Origin of the sequence: Lachnoanaerobaculum saburreum DSM 3986 (assembly GCF_000185385.1) — a bacterium.
Taxonomy (GTDB): domain Bacteria; phylum Bacillota; class Clostridia; order Lachnospirales; family Lachnospiraceae; genus Lachnoanaerobaculum; species Lachnoanaerobaculum saburreum.
In genome coordinates this window covers 503,671-520,139 of the sequence record NZ_GL622296.1, presented here as the reverse complement: position 1 = coordinate 520,139, position 16,469 = coordinate 503,671, and the positions used below count along the sequence as shown (strand labels likewise).

Annotated in this window: 15 protein-coding genes; all 15 read right to left on the bottom strand. The window is 38.4% G+C overall.

The annotated features are described in order from the left end of the window. Nucleotide 1 precedes the first annotated feature (1 nt). The 15 genes from cas5e to HMPREF0381_RS02455 all read right to left on the bottom strand — a co-directional run bounded on the left by cas5e (nucleotide 2) and on the right by HMPREF0381_RS02455 (nucleotide 16,359). The gene (gene cas5e, locus HMPREF0381_RS02525; RefSeq protein WP_008750296.1) at nucleotides 2-727 is read right to left on the bottom strand and encodes a type I-E CRISPR-associated protein Cas5/CasD; all 726 of its coding nucleotides are present in this window, start codon (nucleotides 725-727) and stop codon (nucleotides 2-4) included. Between the two features lie 10 nt (nucleotides 728-737). After that, the gene (cas7e, locus tag HMPREF0381_RS02520) at nucleotides 738-1,844 is read right to left on the bottom strand and encodes a type I-E CRISPR-associated protein Cas7/Cse4/CasC (protein WP_008750295.1); all 1,107 of its coding nucleotides are present in this window, start codon (nucleotides 1,842-1,844) and stop codon (nucleotides 738-740) included. Then, nucleotides 1,834-2,412 carry a type I-E CRISPR-associated protein Cse2/CasB gene (gene casB, locus HMPREF0381_RS02515; RefSeq protein ID WP_008750294.1) on the bottom strand — a complete coding sequence of 193 codons (579 nt, stop codon included), beginning with the start codon at nucleotides 2,410-2,412 and terminating at the stop codon, nucleotides 1,834-1,836. The genes cas7e and casB overlap by 11 nt, the downstream gene beginning before the upstream one ends. Nucleotides 2,413-2,421: 9 nt before the next feature. Beyond that, nucleotides 2,422-4,083, bottom strand: a complete 1,662-nt coding sequence (locus HMPREF0381_RS02510) for a type I-E CRISPR-associated protein Cse1/CasA (protein ID WP_008750293.1) — start codon at nucleotides 4,081-4,083, stop codon at nucleotides 2,422-2,424. Further along, the gene (locus HMPREF0381_RS02505) at nucleotides 4,083-6,839 is read right to left on the bottom strand and encodes a CRISPR-associated helicase/endonuclease Cas3 (protein WP_008750292.1); all 2,757 of its coding nucleotides are present in this window, start codon (nucleotides 6,837-6,839) and stop codon (nucleotides 4,083-4,085) included. The genes HMPREF0381_RS02510 and HMPREF0381_RS02505 overlap by 1 nt, the downstream gene beginning before the upstream one ends. A gap of 168 nt (nucleotides 6,840-7,007) precedes the next feature. Next, nucleotides 7,008-7,271: a type II toxin-antitoxin system RelE family toxin gene (locus HMPREF0381_RS02500; protein ID WP_008750291.1), complete on the bottom strand. Its 264-nt coding sequence runs from the start codon at nucleotides 7,269-7,271 to the stop codon at nucleotides 7,008-7,010. Next, nucleotides 7,268-7,489: a type II toxin-antitoxin system RelB family antitoxin gene (gene relB, locus HMPREF0381_RS02495; protein WP_008750290.1), complete on the bottom strand. Its 222-nt coding sequence runs from the start codon at nucleotides 7,487-7,489 to the stop codon at nucleotides 7,268-7,270. The genes HMPREF0381_RS02500 and relB overlap by 4 nt, the downstream gene beginning before the upstream one ends. 71 nt (nucleotides 7,490-7,560) lie before the next feature. Then, nucleotides 7,561-8,454 carry a ribokinase gene (locus HMPREF0381_RS02490; protein WP_008750289.1) on the bottom strand — a complete coding sequence of 298 codons (894 nt, stop codon included), beginning with the start codon at nucleotides 8,452-8,454 and terminating at the stop codon, nucleotides 7,561-7,563. Next, nucleotides 8,454-9,095, bottom strand: a complete 642-nt coding sequence (locus tag HMPREF0381_RS02485; RefSeq protein ID WP_008750288.1) for a dihydroxyacetone kinase subunit L — start codon at nucleotides 9,093-9,095, stop codon at nucleotides 8,454-8,456. Before HMPREF0381_RS02485 ends, HMPREF0381_RS02490 begins: the two co-directional genes overlap by 1 nt. Nucleotides 9,096-9,104: 9 nt before the next feature. Continuing rightward, on the bottom strand, nucleotides 9,105-10,094 hold the full coding sequence (locus HMPREF0381_RS02480) for a dihydroxyacetone kinase subunit DhaK (RefSeq protein ID WP_008750287.1): 990 nt from the start codon (nucleotides 10,092-10,094) through the stop codon (nucleotides 9,105-9,107). 93 nt (nucleotides 10,095-10,187) lie between these two features. Further along, a complete protein-coding gene (gene mtnA, locus HMPREF0381_RS02475; RefSeq protein WP_040461078.1) occupies nucleotides 10,188-11,279 on the bottom strand; it encodes an S-methyl-5-thioribose-1-phosphate isomerase in 1,092 nt (363 codons plus the stop codon). A gap of 16 nt (nucleotides 11,280-11,295) precedes the next feature. Further along, the gene (gene mtnK, locus HMPREF0381_RS02470; RefSeq protein ID WP_008750285.1) at nucleotides 11,296-12,516 is read right to left on the bottom strand and encodes an S-methyl-5-thioribose kinase; all 1,221 of its coding nucleotides are present in this window, start codon (nucleotides 12,514-12,516) and stop codon (nucleotides 11,296-11,298) included. A gap of 8 nt (nucleotides 12,517-12,524) precedes the next feature. Continuing rightward, entirely contained in the window at nucleotides 12,525-13,496 is a 972-nt protein-coding gene (locus HMPREF0381_RS02465) for an ABC transporter permease (protein WP_008750284.1), read from the bottom strand. Beyond that, entirely contained in the window at nucleotides 13,496-15,031 is a 1,536-nt protein-coding gene (locus HMPREF0381_RS02460) for a sugar ABC transporter ATP-binding protein (protein ID WP_008750283.1), read from the bottom strand. The genes HMPREF0381_RS02465 and HMPREF0381_RS02460 overlap by 1 nt, the downstream gene beginning before the upstream one ends. Before the next feature lie 140 nt (nucleotides 15,032-15,171). After that, a complete protein-coding gene (locus HMPREF0381_RS02455; RefSeq protein WP_008750282.1) occupies nucleotides 15,172-16,359 on the bottom strand; it encodes a substrate-binding domain-containing protein in 1,188 nt (395 codons plus the stop codon). Nucleotides 16,360-16,469 lie beyond the last annotated feature (110 nt).

The following is a 16,469-nucleotide window of genomic DNA, read 5'->3' as shown; positions in this document are numbered from 1 at the left end:
ATCACTCACCTACCAAATCAAAAATATTGTGGTCAGTATCTTTAACTTCAAACATATTATTTTCAACCGCTACTTTTGTATGTTCTTCATATCTGAAACTAAACTGCCTGTTACTTTTCGAAAAAGATATGACCCTGTCCTGCCTTAGTATCTCCCTATATACATTATCAAAAATACCCTTATCTCCATATACATCCAGTGACTTTTTGAACTTATCTCTATATCTTTTCTTATAATAATCTGCCGCCTGCCACTCACATTTCTCCAAGGTATCCTTAATACCCGCATCAAAAATACCCAGTATAAAATCTGCTGAAACAGGAACCGATCTTCTGCCCAGAAACATTTGAAAATACGGTCTCTTTAAAGCTTCATATATTTTCTCTATAAAGTTATCATCCTCATGTGATATAGCGACTACAAATACAGCATCTTCAAGATAATACCTCTCTGTAACATAGTTTCTCTCAAGCTCTCCGGTAGGTTTATATTTTCTTGCTATATGATAATCTTTCAAAAGACTACCCTCTCTGTCAACCCTTACTGCAAACTTAAGGACATCTAACTCGCTTATGGACTTATCATCTCTTCTTATTCCAAGTGCCGCTCCTATCAGTCCGATAACGGCACTTTTAGAAGGATAAAGATCTGTATGTCTGGTTTCAAAATGTGAGTCGGTTCCCCATGACTGCATAGGTCCTGCAAACTTCAATAATATAGTCTTCACATTTGCCCCCTTAGTTGAACTGATACCGATTTATTTCTTCTCCAAGCTTTGTCAGTAATTCATTAAGTGAATCTGTTCCTTCACCGTCTGATATATTCACATTGTTTATGGCAAGGTACAATGTCTTTACCGGCTTCTCTACAAACTTCTGTACATTATCCATTTCGTCTGAAAGTTTTTTTATAGAGCCTGCAATATATCCGTCTTCTGATTTTACAGGTGTTTCAAACGCACTTACAAGACTTACCGGCCTGTCTTCTCTTAGATTAACCACCAATATGCCGGGTAAGGTCTGATTTGCAAATGTATTTACCTTTCCTGTAGGTAATGACTTTGCAAAAGCTTCTACAAAAAGTTTAACAGCATTTATCATACTTTCCTTGTCTTTAAGCTGATGCAAAAATTCATGAAGTGCAATATTTGCATATCTATATAATGTCGAAGAATTGTATTCGACATTTCCAATCATTCCGGCACCTGCATTATCTTCAGGTGAAAGGTCATCTGCCGCAGTAAAGTAGTCAAACTCTGTCTGCACAGCATGTGTGGAAATCGCATGTGCCACCTGAGATGAAGCATCTTCATTTAAACTCGGATCATCAGCCACCATTCTTCCAAACAGTGCAATATCTATAGCTACATTATCCTTTAAAACTCTCTGCAAGTCTTTTTTATCAAGCATAAGTTTACCCTTGCCGTCTTCATCAGCTTCCGCCGCCATTTTTGCAATATCTGTTGCCTGTCTGTCTCCAAGGAAAAACAGTGCCTTGGCTTCTTTGCCGCTCTTGTCTTTATTATCCTTCAGCTTTATACCTACAAGTTCAATAGCCTGTGCCGCTCTGTCAAGTGCTTCTTTTTCAAGAATTGTATTATTTATATCTCTGATCTTCTTTGCAACATAGCTGACAATATCCTTTGTTCTTACACCTACATCAGCCACTTCTCCACTTTCCTTGAAATAATTCCTCATAGCGGCCTTCCATGACTGTGAGCTTACTCTTGCCCTCCTTACTCCGCCATACATAGATGTCTTCGGGCTGCCTGTATCGTCTCTGTTGATATTTGACGGTGGCAATGTCTGTATAATATGCATATCTAAAAATAATCTACTTTTCATTTGATTCTCCTTTATAATTAACTTTATAGTATTCTCTTGCCCAATTCAGAATTATATTGTCTTTGTTTTTATTTTTTCTTATCCAATATAAATCTTCCGAAAGTCCGGCATAATCCACTTTTGTACCTTTTTGCTTTGACTTTAAAAGCCTGATTAAATGTCTTAAATGTACTATAAGCTCATCAAACTCTGTTGAAGTGATCATAGCATTAAATCTTCTGTCCACTGCCGTGGTATCATCACCTGCTCTAAGGACTTTCAGACTTGTCCCTATATTGCCGTAGTTCTCACCTCTCTCATATACATTACTGTCATCTCCCTGCTGATGTATAGCATACAACTGTAAACAAGTCAGTATGCAAATCTCCTCATCAGTCATCCTCTTGCTGTTTCCAAGAAAGCTCTCAGGCAATTTATCAAAGACAAAGGGCATTATATCTGCCATATCAATATAGTCTCTTCCGATAGAATTCCTCAGCCTTGAAAGCACAGCCTTTCCTGTGGAGTCTTCCTGCCTGACATACAGCTCATTTAGAATTCTCCCACTAACACTTCTTATACTGTCCATCTAACCTCCTTATTTTTTTTGATTTAATCTATATAGGAAAGAATTATATATAGTTGCAATATTTTTTACCGAACCGCTTCCTTCTATTCCTTTATAATCTCTTAATGTAGCGTTTGATACCAGTTCATCAACATAATTTTTCATAGCCGTTTTCAGAATATTATGCCACTCAATTTCTTTTTCATCCTTATCATCTCCTATATCGACACTTTCCATCCACTGTCTGAAAGACAGATCTATTCTGAAATAAAACTGCTCAATATACTTTGGAATACCTGATTTATCCATATTTCTTATTTCAAATAAACCAAGTAAAAATATCCTAAGTACATTGTCAATTGTACTTTTTGTATCTGTAACCGTCTTATTTATCCTGTCTACCCATCCGCCGTCTCCTATATCCGCCAGTACCCTCTCTTTCATAGTAAGAGTATCTGATATTTCATCTATCGGAGCCCATGAAGTGGCATTGCCGTCATCAATCATACTTACAGCAGACAGTGTAATATTTTCCTTATCCAATTCTAATTTCATTGAATCTGATATATTATCCAATTTATTCAGCCACTCTATAACTCCGGGTTTTCTGACAGTTTCACCTACTCCGGTAAGCAGTCCGAAATTTCTCCACATAGACTGATTCGCATCATGTTTTTTCGGTCTGTATTTATCCTTATATTCACCATCTTTATTATACTTCCAGACTGTCATCGGCTCTAAAAAATTATCTGAATGTTCAATTTCAGGTAATTTAGCTATAGAACATACAAACTTATCTGACTCGGCATGGTTCGGGTCTATGAATATTTCTCTGCTCCATGCAGTATAAAGTGCAGAAATATTATCAATACCGCTATAAAAATATGCTTCCACATTTCTTTCTATGGTATCAGTTTCCCAACATGGTCTTTGTATTTTCAGCAAATTATTGCTTTCATTATTTACAATTGTAAGGTTGAGCATCAAAGTTTCAAAAAGATTACTTCCCACAAGGTATATTCCACCCAAATCATATATCCAGCCTTTTGAGTAGGTCTTAGCATTGCCGACTTTTTTCTTATCAGCTGTGCCCATATAGCCTTGCAAAGTTATAAGCCATCTTGCCGACTCATCATCTCTCATATATTCTTTATAGGAGTCATCTCTTGGTGAAAAATATGCCTGCTTATTATTACTCTCTGATACAAGCCTGTTTATGTTCTTACCGTAAAACTCACCTCCGCCCTTTGCATCCTTTTCTATCACCTCTTTCGTCACCTGAAAAAACGGGAACTTATCATCATATAGGAAAAATTTGTCTCTCCATTTCTCCAGATATTCTGACACTATATCAGGGAATTTTTTAGCTTTCCAAATATCAATCCATGTTTGGTACAGTTCCTCTTCATAGTCCTCTATATCCTCTTCTGCAATCTCAGTTGTCTGCAAAAAGCTCTCACTGTCCACATCAAAGAACTCATAAGCTTCTCCCTCTGCATTAAATCTTGAAAACACAGTATGAAGTATTGCAAGCATCACTCTCATTATTGCAAAGTCCTGTGTCTTCATATCCCCTGCAAACTCTTTGTACCGACCGGCATTATTAAAAAGCTCTTTTATAGAAACCTTTGTAACAGCCTTGTCATCTGCTACCATAATCCATTTTTCGTCAAGCAAATTATACCTTGGCATCACTTTCTCCCTTCAATATCCAAACCATATTTTTTATCATAGACCATATCCACTCCGTTTATCCTGCATCTGTTGTCCTCATCAAACATTGCACATAAACTGCCCTTTAACCACACCGAATTATCCCAACTTTTTAAATTTTTAATATAGAAGTCTTCTAATTCTTTTATAGTCTTGTCTATATTATAGGACTTTGACAACTTATTTGGAAGTTTTATTGTAGAACTTGCAAGCTTTTTTGCAACAGCCTCACTATCAATATATTGTGACATATCTTCATTACTGTCAAATGTGGTGTAGCCGCCTGTGCATCTCTTTAGAGCGATTACTTCTACAGTATCCTGTGTATCTCTTACCTGAGAATTGCCCTCTTCCTCACTTGAGGTTAGACTTTCATTTTTTAGCCAGCCTATCAAATCCGTTCCCTTGCCTATACGTTTTTTCAGCCTCGGACTCTCAAGTCTGTAGCTTGTTGCCCTGTCCTTTTTGCTGTTTACAATGCCTTCATAGTCCTTTTTATAATTATCATACTTTACTCTCAAATCATCAGACAAATCTAAATCAATATTTTCATCATAGACTTCTTGTACCAGCTTTGATATATCACCCGGCAGATCTATACTGTCTTTAAGAAAATATCCTGTTCTGGCTAAAAGGTATCCTCCGTATACCGCCTTAGAGCCGCTTTCAAACTCCAGCTCTTTACTGTTTCCAAGCACATACAGTACAGGTTTTTTATGCTTATCAGGTCTGTTATCTCTTTTATGTCTGTGAAGCCTTCCCATTCTCTGGATTAATAAGTCCACAGGTGCAATATCACTTATCATTACATCAAAGTCAATATCAAGCGACTGCTCTATTACCTGTGTACCTACTACAATCATCTTTTCCGGTCTGTCTCCTGTTTTTCCCAGGAGATCCGTCAGCTCCTTCTCATTTTTTACTCTGTCTGTAGCAATAAATGATGAATGCAACAATTTGACACTTATATCACCGAATTTTGATAAAACCGACTTTGCAATATCCTGTGCTTTTTTCACTGTATTTACAATAATACCTACATTGCCACCACCGACCGTCAAAAAATCAAGCAACTTTAATAAATTCTCACTGTCGGTATATTTTATCTCAATACTCTTATCTTCTATCGGTGCAAAATCCTTTATAATTAATGCCTTATCATTATCGGTATAGGTAATCAGAGGATAATCATCCGCCATAAGGCTTTCTTTATCAATCTTTTTAACTCCCTTTCCCATCAAATAGTGATTTATAAAGTCTGCTCTGCTTTTCTTAGGCAATGTTGCCGACAGCAGTATTACCGGCACATTATAGGCTCCAAGCCACTCAAGTGCCATATTTAAGTATTGATCCATATATGCATCATAGGCATGCACCTCATCAATAACTACAATCTTTTTGCTAAGACCAAGATGCCTAAGTGCCAGATGCTTTTGCCTTAATGCCATCATCAAAAGCTGATCAACAGTACCCACCACAAAATCATCCATTATCGCAGTCTTTTTGCCGCAAAACCACTGGTTTATTACAAAGCTTTCTTCTTTTGCTTTTCCACTGTCAATATCTATATTGGAAGACTTAGTTAAATTTGTATAAAAATCATTCAAATATGCCTTACCATGTACAAGCCTCAGTCCATGCTTTTCACCTAAATCCTCACTGATTCCCTTAAGCCAATCCGCTATCCTTGGGAAAATACCGTTAGAAGTTGCCTGTGTAGGAAGTCCGAAAAAAAGTCCGCTTCTATTTGACTTGACAGCCAGCTCTTCCACACCGATAAGTGCAGCTTCCGTTTTGCCAAGTCCCATAGGTGCCTCAAGTATTACAAGTCCGGGATTCTTTGCATCAGTAACAGTCTTTGCAAACTTTGATTGTACATCTCTGGGCTCAAATCCGAATCTGTCTTTAAATAAAGTATTACTGTCACCCGAATATTCAGGATTCCATATATCACTGCTGTTTGATTTCTTCCACTTGTTAAATCCGGTCTTACATCTTTTATCCATATCTATATCCGTACTTTCATCAAGCCCTATAAGCGGAAAAAAGTAAGTATTGCTGGCAATCCAATCCGCCATGGTCAAAAGTCCCAAAAGGATTGCCTGTGCCGGCTGTGAGAGTATGGGAATATCGCTGCATTTTTCAAAACCGCTGTTTTTTAAAGCTGTATTTAAAATCTCCCTATGAAACATCAACCATTTTTTATAAATATCACTGTTCTCATCTTCACTCTGAAAAATATTTTTCTTATATGATTTTTTCACCTCAGATATTTTTCCGATATCATCTATAGGTCTGCCATGGTGACCTCCTACAATGGAGCCGATATCATTATCAGTGCAAAATCTCTCATCCAGTATACTCAGTATTACCTCTCCTGCAAGTCCATGCGGTGTTTTTTCAGGTGCGGCTAAAATCAGTTTATCAATATCTGTAAGGCCTGCTTTTATCAGCTTATCTGTCAACTCATTATCTAAGTCTTTTGAATTTGAAAAGCCCTTCTTAAGTTGGAATGCAGGTGTTGCCTTGCCTATATCATGTATACCTGCCGTAAACATGGCAATCTGCTTGCCGGCATCAAAGTCTTTTGCCACAACAGCCTTTTGCCCGTCACTTAACCAGTGTTCCCATAAAAGTCCCGTTATCCTTTTCGTATCTTCTAAATGTACCGGCAACGGCAGCCAAAAAAATACTCCATCTTTTTCTTCTTTTTTTGCCCAAAGAGCTTCCAACATATATCCTCCTCAAATCAGATATTTTCTAATCAATTTCTTTATATTTTATTCTACTATATAAGCTGTCCGTTAAAAATACCTGCGTATATTTTTTTATATTATATTTAAAACAGCAAAAAAAAGCGGGTTGAAAATCAACCCGCCACAACACTTAATATAGAACCGCTCTTAGCAGATATTTTTTCTGTGACCTATTTCTAAAACAAGCACTAACACTTTTTCATCATTTATATCAACAATTATTCTGTAGCTTCCTACTCTGTATCTCCATTGTCCACTTCTGTCAGCCGTAAGACCTTTACCATGTTGCCTTGGATTTGAGCAGCCCTCAATATTTTTTCTTAACCATCCTGTAATAAGAGATGCAGTTGACCTGTCAAGTTTTTTCAGTTGTTTTAATGCCTTTTCTGAAAAAACAATTCTAAAACTCATTTCAGACCCAGCTCTTTCTCTACTTCATCAAGTGAATATGTTACCGGATTTTTCTTAAACTCTGCCATTGCCTCCTTATATGCATTTAAATCATACTCATCTTCTATTCGGTGAATAACAGATTGTCTTAACAGTTCTGATACTGTAATACCGTTCAGCTCGGCATATTTTTTAAACAACACAGTATCTTCATCATTCAGCCTTAAAGATATCGTCATAGAAATCTCCTTTCTTTGTGTAATACATTGTATTACATAAAGAAATACATGTCAACTTAAATCAAGTGCCGCTAATCATCAACTGTGAACACCTCTTTTACAAAAGGTATACTTGGTGAAGCCCCCTTTTTGCTTACAGTGATGCTTGCCGCCTTACTTGCCTGCCTTAAGGCACTTTTTATATCCATACCTTCCACCAATCCGGCAATAAAATACCCTGTAAAGGTATCACCTGCCGCTGTAGTATCCACTACCTTGGTGGGGTAAATTCCCTGATATATCTTGCAGTTCTTATCCACATATACCGAGCCTTCCTCTCCCAATGTCAACACAAGTCCGGTATCAGGAAAACTTTTTGTTAACTTCTCTATCAAATCATCCTTACTCTTATATTCAACAGACAATATATCAGCCGCCTCTATCTCATTTAAAATAAGGTATGAAATCTTTTTTAAATCACATTCAAATATACTCTCATTTATAGGTGAGGGATTTAATACAATTCTTATCCCCTTTGCAAATGCTTCATCTACAATAAATGAAAGATTGCTTATCTCATTTTGAAGCAAAAGTATATCGCCCTTATCAAAGTCCTTTAATACATCTTTGATAAATTCCTTATCTATATTTTGGTTTGCTCCGCCATATAAGAGTATACAATTATTGCCCGATTTATTTTTTTGAATAATCGCATGACCTGAAGGCATATCATATCTTCTTATATATGATATATCAACACCTACACTTGAGAGTGCATCTGTCAACATCTCTCCGTCCGCACTGCCGACCGCACCGGCATGGTATACCTTTACACCTGCTTTGGCAAGTGCCACAGACTGATTCAGTCCCTTTCCGCCACAAAATACATTCATATCAGTAGAAGATAAGGTCTCACCCTCCCTTACAAAATGATCCACATCATATACATAGTCAAGGTTTAGCGAACCGAAATTCAATACTTTCATTATTCACTCTTACTTTCTAAAAATAAATATACTCCCTTTACCATCAAATATCCTGCCACCGCACCCTGGTCGGCAACCCCCTTGGCTTTAGATGCAAACACTGCCGCCTTTCCGAACTTCGGCAACATATCCTTTGTAGCCTCAACACCCGCCTCGGCTCCCTGTAGTGCTGCCATAGCTACCTCTAATATACTACCGTCTGATACCTTCTTTGCCTCTTTCCCCGCCGGAAAAAGTGCATCATATATTGTTCTGTCACCTGCTTCACACTTGCCTCTTTTCTTTATCCCTGCTGCAAAACTTTCAAAAAACACTGCTAAATCTGCGGCTTGTATTTTATCCTTCCCATTTAACGACTTGCCTGCTTCCATGATACCGCTTGCCGTCAAAGTTCCCATAGTGGAAGGCACTATGGATGCCATCTTCATACCGGCTTTAAACAAAGTCTTGCCGATATTATTTTCCACAGTATTCTCCCTTATAATATCAGGCATTGCACTATAGCCTTTACTCATAGTCAGTCCAAGGTCGCCGTCTCCCATATTTGCATCCATAGCACAAAGCTCATCCTTTTTCTCAACAAAAATCTTTGCTATACATGAAAAAAGTTCCGGCAAATCCTCAATTCTAATCTCTGTCATATATACTCCTTATAATCTTATAAATGGAGTCTTTACTTCCATATCAAGCCAAGCCTTCTCCTTATTGGAATTTAATTTACAAATAGATATTGATGCACCTGCCATCTCCATACTTGTAGCGTACTCACCTACAAAAGTTCTGTAGATTTTGATTCCCTTTGCTGACAATATCTCACCGACCTCTCCCGAAAGTATATAAAGTTCTTCAATACTGCTGGCACCGAGACCGTTTATAAGAACCGCCACCTCATCATCTTTTGCAATATCTATATCGGCAAGTATCTCCCCTACAGCTTCATCTGCAAGTTCCTTTGCAGTCTTTACCTCACCGTTCCAAACTCCCGGCTCGCCATGTATTCCCATACCGAATGCCATCTCATTTTCTTCCAAAGTAAAATTGGAATGTCCAAGTTCAGGAATAACACATGGTGTAAGTGCAAAACCTACAGTTCTTGTGTTTTGCTTTGCTGTATTTGCAGCCTCATATACTTCGTTAAGGTTGCACATATTTGCTGCCGCCGCACCTGCATATTTGTACATAAAGAAAATACCTGCAACACCTCTTCTGGTCTCGGGAAGCTTGTTTGACAGCACATCATCCGCACCGACAATGCTTCTTGTCTTGATATCATCCATATCAAGCATTTCGGCAGCCATATCAAAGTTCATTATATCGCCTGTATAATTCCCATACAGGAATAATACACCGCTGCCTGCCTCCACTTCCTTTGATATTTCATAAATCTGCTCTGCCGAGGGCGACTGAAAAACACTTCCCACACCACAGCCGTCAAGCAGATTTTCACCTACATATCCAAGGAAAAGAGGTAAATGTCCGGTACCTCCACCTGTTACTATTGCCACCTTACCCGGTTTCTTATCCGCTATACAATAGCATCTAAGGTCGTTTGCAACATACTTTACCTGCTTGTTTGCAAGATAAATACCCTTTAACATATCATCTGTATAATTTTCAGGAACATTGATTATCTTCTTCATATATTCTCCAATCTAATTATTATGCAAATACTATAGTGAACAATTTTATTAACTAAAATATCACAGTTTATAAAATACCTTCCAAGCTTTACACTACAATCCCAGTTTGTCAAACGCCTTATCAAAAGGATATTTACAGATACCTTTTTCTGTAATGATACCTGTAATAAGACTGTGATCTGTCACATCAAATGCGGGATTATACACATCTATATTTTCAGGTGCCATTCTCTCCTTATACCACATATCTGTCACCTCATCAGAGTCTCTTATCTCTATAGGAATATCATCACCTGTAGCCGTATTCATATCAATGGTAGATGTAGGCGCACATACATAAAATGGTATACCATAGTGCTTTGCTATGATTGCAAGACCTGAAGTACCGATCTTATTGGCGGCATCACCGTTTCTTGCCACTCTGTCACATCCCACAAATATAATATCTATCTTACCCGATTTCATCAAAACGGATGCCATATTGTCACACTGTAGAGTGGTGGTAACACCTGCATTGCTAAGTTCAAAAGCGGTAAGTCTTGCACCCTGCAAAAGCGGTCTGGTCTCATCACAGTACACATGCATATCACTTCCTAAAAACCCGTTTTCCAATGCCATATACATAGGTGCGGTAGCGGTACCGTACTTTGCGGTAGCCAAAGTACCTGCATTACAATGTGTCATAATGCCTATCTCTTTGCCGTTTCTCTTTAATTTCTTTAAAAGTTTAAATCCAAGTTCTCCAATACCACGGCTTATAGCAATATCTTCACTTCTGATATTATCAGCCTCTTTAAATAAAATTTCTTTTATTTCATCAATATTTTTTGTTCTATTTGCTTTTAAAGTATCCTCCATTCTGTTTAATGCCCAGAAAAGATTTACCGCAGTAGGTCTTGAAGAAGCAAAGTAATCCTTAAGCTCCAAAAATTCTCTTTCAAAATCCGCATAGTTATCAGCCTGTACCTGTGAAGCCGTCTTTGCAATACCTAGGGCTGCACAAACTCCTATTGCAGGAGCACCGCGAACTCTAAGCTTCTTTATCGCCTCCCAAATATCTTCCTTTGTATTCAGATTTATTCTCTTTATCTCACCCGGCAAAAGTGTCTGGTCAATAATATTGAGATTGCCGTCTTCATCCGTCTTTACAGAAATTATCCTGTCAAAAAATTCTTCAATATTCATTTGCACCTCCATTCATTTATGCCTTCATAGCCAAATCCTTACACCTTAAGACGGTATCCACATAATCCTTACCGCATTTAAAGGATTTTGCATTCAGTATAAACTCCTTGCCTGCCAGAATATTTATTCTCTCGGCCAATAGTCTTTTTCTCTCATCCGTAATAGTAGTCACATCCGCAACATTTGCCATTCCCACAGTCCTTCTATGTAGCTCTGTTCCTGTAAATCCGGCTGTGTCATTAAGTATACTGTCAAGATAATACTCCTTAAATCCTTCCACCCTTGCCATAGGTTCAGTTACCCACTTATCAAAATACTTATTATACTTTTCAATGAATAAGTCTGTCACATCCTCTATAGACTTTAATACCCATGCATTAAACTCATCTTTCTTATAAGCCAGTCCGTTGTCATAGGCAAAAATAAGGTTTGCAATAACATTTCCGATATCATATCCGCAAGGTCCCAATATACCGAACTCCGGGTCAAATACTTTCAGTGCATCTTCCTTGATGAATATAGAACCTGTATGCAAGTCACCATGTATCAGTGCCTGTGCATTGGTCATAAAATTAAACTTTAACTTTGCCACCTCAAGGTGCAAAGCCTTATCCTCATAAAGCTCCTTTTTTACAAAATCCGCATTTGGAGGATACACATTGTTTCTGTGATGTATATCATTGTAAGGCTCCATAAAAACAAGTTTTTCGGTTATATCACAAAGATCAGGTGATACAAGCTTTCCGCCAATCTTCTTTTTCTCCTTGTGATCTATAACCACGTCACTGCTCTTTAATAAAGTATCAATAAGGAAATCCGTTATCTTGTTTGCAAAATGCGGATATATCCTATGCTCAAGCATTGCCTGACGCATTACTAAAAAGTCTGAACAGTCCTCCATACCGCAGGCACACATCACCGTATCATAAAAATAAATATAAGGCACCATTCCCTTTGCATAAGAATCCTGCAACATCAAAATTTCAGATTCAAGCCTGTTTCTGTCTCTTGAAGGCTTCATATCCTTTGAAATTCTGGTTTCAGTACCTGCCTGCTTTATATATATTGAATTTCCCTTACCGTCCGTTACCCTGTATACATAATTGAGATTTCCATGTTCTTTCGGTATGACCACCTTCATACTTGCCCTGTCCCAGTCTATAGCGGTCGCTTTCAGTAATGTATACTCAATTATATCCTTTTCTTCCATTTGGAAATATGTATCAAATCTGCTCATTTCCCCTCCTATTCTCTCTTATATGCATATGCCGCTATAAGTGCAAGTGCCAATACCGCACCCTTTACCGCCGGCAGTACAAAGAAAGGTACTGCACAGATTGTAAGTCCGTTTTCAAGTGTAGATACAAGCATTGAACCTATCATAGTTCCAAGTGCATTCGGCTTTTCCGCACCGCCTACGGTTCTGCCTACAAAGACAGCCGCAAGTGAAGGCATCAAATAATTGTCACAACACATAACCTGTGCCGAACTTCCTCTTGATGAAACCAAAATACCGCCGATTGCTATAAATACGGCAGTTATCATACCTGCCACATATCTGTACTTCTTTATATCAATACCTGAAAGCTTTGCAGCCTCCTTATTGCCTCCCATAGCATACAGATATCTGCCGAACTTCGTAAAATCAAGGAAAATATATGCAGCCAGCACACAACCAAGCATAATAATTATTATCCATGGCGCTCTTCCGATTGCCGAGAATGAATCTGAAAGAGCTATCCTAAGCGGCTCCGCATTCCATGGTGTTCTCATACCTGTAGAAACCGCACCTCCGCCAATATACCACTGTCCAAGTCCCTGATGCACAAACATCAAAGCACATGTTGCAAGCATATCAGGTATCTTACATACCAAAATAAGAAACATTGTAAGCTGATACAGTATCAGAGTAGTCACTATGGTTATCACTATTGACATAAAAAGTGACTGACCGAACCACAAATATGATGATACAAATGCATAAGCCGAACAGCTTCCCAAAGTACCTGCCGACATATCAAAGCCGTCCGGAGCCATAGTGATGGTGGCTGCAATACCGAAGACTGTAGTTATTGCCATGGCTCTAAGAATATTTACCATATTGCTCTGTGACATGAAAGCACCGCCCTTGACTGCCGTAAAAACTATAAAACATAGAATCAAAGCCAAAATAGCGGCCCAGTCTATACCGAACTTAATTATTCTTTTGCGTTCCATCAAACTACCTCCCCTTGTGTCTGCTTACCGCCTACACTGTAATACATAATCTCATCTTCATTTGTATCCTTTGTGACCAATTCCGCATCAATACCGCCATTGTACATTACATAAATCCTGTCCGTAAGTGCCAAAAGCTCCTGATTCTCACATGTTGCATATATTACAGCATTGCCCCTTTTGGCTATCTCATGTATAAGATTAAATATATCCTGCTTTGCACCGACATCCACACCCTTTGTAGGCTCATCAAAAATATATACCTCACAGTCTGCCGCCAGCCACTTCCCGACAGCGACCTTTTGTTGATTTCCGCCTGAAAGCTTCTTTACAAGCTGATTTATACTTGGAGTTGAAACATTCAAACTTTTTATATAGTTCTTTGCATTCTCTTTTACCTTTTTCTTATCTATAAAAGAGAAATTGCAAAACTTCTCAAGAGATGCGGCGGAAAGATTAAAACTCACACTCTCTTCCACCAACACTCCTTCTTTTCTTCTTTCTTCAGGTACAAGTGCCAGTTTATTTTTTACCGCACTTGCAGGATTTTTAAGATTTAATTCCTTACCGTTTAATACTATCTTTCCTGTACTCCTATATGCTCCGAAAAGCGTTTTACAAAGTTCGGACTTACCGGCTCCGACAAGACCCGCTATTCCAAGTATCTCACCCTTTTTCACATATAAATTTATATCATTTACCTTTCCGTCTATCTCACTAAGATGCTTAGTTTCAAATACGGTATCACCCACAGGAATTTCCTCTCTTTTGTAAGCTTCCTCAAAGGTTCTTCCAAGCATAAGTTCCACTATCTCCTTTGTAGTGGTGGATTCTTCTATTTTGTATGTTCCTATCAACTTTCCGTTTCTCATCACTGTATAGCTTTCACATATTTCAAGTATCTCATTCAGTCTGTGAGAGATAAAAAGTATTGCTATATTCTCCGTTTTATGCAGATGATTTACAACTTCAAAAAGCTCCTTTGTTTCCTGATTGCTTAGAGGTGCTGTAGGCTCATCCAAAATAAGGAAATTACACTTCCTTCTGATTGCCTTTGCTATAAGTACCATCTGCTTATCCGCCAAAGAAAGCTTTGAAACAAGATCTCTTTCATTGATTCTTTCCCTGCTTATATGAAGTCTGTCAAGTGCCTTTCTGCCCTCTTTATATACATTATTCCAATTAAGTAAAGCATTGCCCTTGTCCATAACCAGATCACTTTGAATAATATTTTCCGCTACTGTAAGGTTTGGAAACAGCGCCGTATCCACCTCCTGATAAACTATCTGAACACCGCATTTTTTTGCATCCACAGGCGTTCTAAGTTCCACTTCCTTTTCATCCAAAAATACTGCCCCGGTGTAGTCGGGATTGGCACCTGACAATACCTTCATAAGAGTGGATTTTCCAGCTCCGTTTGCCCCTACTACAGCTCTTATCTCTCCGGTGCTTACCTCAAAGTTTATATCTTCAAGCGCCTTCACTCCCGGAAACTCTATTGACACATTCTTTGTGCTTAATTTTATTCTGTCCATATCTATCCTATCTAAATAGGTGAGCCATCAAAACCTCAATGACTTTCACAAAATCAAATGTATCTGATAAACTCACCTTTTCTATGATATTTCGGTATCAAGACCTGTAAGCCTTTGATAAATCTTTAAACAGCCGCTATCTATTTATGTATTAAATCCTTAGGCATCCAATCCGCTTCTGAAAGATAATTCAAATTGCCGTAGGTCTCACCTGCTACATTTCCAAGATTCTCAACATTTGAATCAGCCTTCAGGTTTGAAGCCTTTATAGCCGTACCCGGAACCTCTACCACATCAACTCCCGTCTCTCCCGTTGCAGGGTCATAAATCTTGTCATACTCTCCCGCCATCTCAAGGAACAGAAGTCTCATAGCGATTTCACCGTTTAAAGTCCAGTCTGTTGTTCCGGCAGCCGTCCAGACATCCGGTCTTGTCTGCATATTTGTGATATCTACGGGGTCGATATCTACAGATGCCATAGGAAGAGCCTCTCCGTTTTTACCGTTCATATTGTCATTTTCAATAAGTGCATTATATACACCCTGACCGTACATGTCATAATATGCAATAACTCCGTCCACATCTTCTCTCTTTATACTTTGCAGATATGCCGCAGTCACAGTATTTGCGGAGTCTACAGAATCCTGTAAAGGCTGTACCTCACCCACAGTTACAATCTTTCCGGCTTTCTCATACTCTTTCCATCCCTCTTCCCTTCTGTCAAACGGACTGTTGTAGTTGGGTCCTCTCCAAACCTTAATAAGCCTTACGCCCTCACCGTACTTTGCCACCATCTCATCAAGTAAAACAGTTACCAAAGACTTATCCTGCTGGAACATCTGTGTAACACCGTCAAGCTTCTTATACTCACCGTCAGCATAGAACTGTGTATCAAATGTTACTATCTTTAAATTCTTGTACTCATCCAGTATTCCCTTTAAGAACACATATGAACCGTCCTGATTGCCATGGCTTACTATAAGTCCGTCATATCCGGCGGAAGCACATGTTCTTATAGTATCCTGCCACTTATTGAAATCACCGTCACAGAAGAAAAAGTCAAACTGTACATCCAAAGCGTCACAAAGCTTCTTACATGAATCCTTCCACATCTGGAAAATGGTAGCTGAAGGCATAATCATAATATATGCCACCTTCTTACCGGCCACAGGATTACTTGCATTTGCAGCCTTGCCGCCATCACTCTTAGACTCCGCTACGGTAGGAGTCGTGCTTTTTTCACTGCCGGAACCTCCACATCCCATTAAAGAAACACTTACCATTGCACCGACTAATAAAGTACTGACTAATTTCTTGATCTTTCTCATATATCCTCCTTTGTTTACTAAAATTTAATTACATCAAGAACTATCGTTTATATAAACAATAATATGTATATGTATAAAAGTCAATACAATATATATCTTTCTACTTATTG